This window comes from Pseudomonas emilianonis, from assembly GCF_023072625.1.
GTDB lineage: Bacteria > Pseudomonadota > Gammaproteobacteria > Pseudomonadales > Pseudomonadaceae > Aquipseudomonas > Aquipseudomonas paraveronii.
In genome coordinates, this window is the sequence record NZ_JAKNRV010000690.1 from 1 (window position 1) to 1,135 (window position 1,135).

Sequence of the window (1,135 nt, forward strand, 5' to 3'; positions counted from 1 at the left end):
CCTGGAAGTGTGGGACACCGGGCGCGGCATCCCGGCCGACCGGCTCGATGCGATCTTTCTCGAATTCAACCAACTGGACGTCGGCCGCGCCTCGGACCGCAAGGGCGTGGGCCTGGGGCTGGCGATTGTCGAACGTATCGCCGAGATCCTCGGTTACCCGGTGGCGGTGCGCTCGTGGCCGGGACGCGGGTCGATGTTCAGCATCGAAGTGCCCATCAGCGAAGAAATGCCGTTGGCCATCAGCCAGCTGCCGGTGCAACCGACCACCGGCAACCCGCTGCCGGGGCGGCGTCTGCTGGTGCTGGATAACGAGGTCAGCATCCTCGAAAGCATGAGCGCGCTGCTCGGGCAGTGGGGCTGCGAGGTGGTCACGGCCACCGACCAGGCCGGCGCGTTGCTGGCGTTGCAGGGCAGGGCGCCGGAGTTGATCCTGGCGGACTACCACTTGGACCACGGTGTGGTGGGCAGTGAGGTGGTCAAGTACCTGCGCGAGCATTTCGCCCAGCCGATTCCCGCCGTGATCATCAGCGCCGACCGCACCGACCAGTGCCGGCGCATCCTGCGGCGGCTGGACGCACCGTTGTTGAACAAACCGGTCAAGCCCGGGAAGTTACGGGCCGTGTTGAGTCAGTTGTTGGCCTAGAAGTTTGATACCTGTCAACACCGCCTGCGACATTTTGCGCCATGCTCCCAGCCTGACTTGATGGCCGACGGAGACCCCCCATGAGCGCCCCCGCAACAACCGCTGCATCCTTCAAGTTGCCCTTGGGCCTGGTTGTCGCCGTGCTGGTCATGGTCGGGGTGCTGCTGTTGCCGCTACCCGCTGACTTGCCGGTGGCCGGCCATCGCATGCTGGCGATCCTCGCGTTTGCCGTGGTGGTGTGGATCACCGAGGCGGTGTCTTATGAAGCCAGCGCGATCATGATCACCTCGCTCATGGCGTTCTTGCTCGGCACCGCGCCGTCGCTGCAAGACCCTACTCACCTGATCGGCTCCAGCCCGGCCATCAGCATGGCCCAGTTGAGCAACCCTACTTAGCAGGCGGACCATGATGCCACTATGCCTCCATCGTACTCAGCGGTAAATTCTTATTACGAATTGGGTTTAGGTGTTCGCAAGAGGCGCTAGCCCAGCG

1 protein-coding gene and 1 pseudogene are annotated in these 1,135 nt (G+C 64.0%); both read left to right on the top strand.

All coding sequences use genetic code 11. The annotated features are described in order from the left end of the window. The coding region (locus L9Z73_RS30905; protein WP_247408782.1) for an ATP-binding response regulator at positions 1 to 643 on the top strand (643 nt) is incomplete at its 5' end. Positions 644 to 723: 80 nt separating this feature from the next. Continuing rightward, positions 724 to 1,032 (top strand): annotated as a pseudogene (locus L9Z73_RS30910) (anion permease); the annotation flags it as partial. Positions 1,033 to 1,135 lie beyond the last annotated feature (103 nt).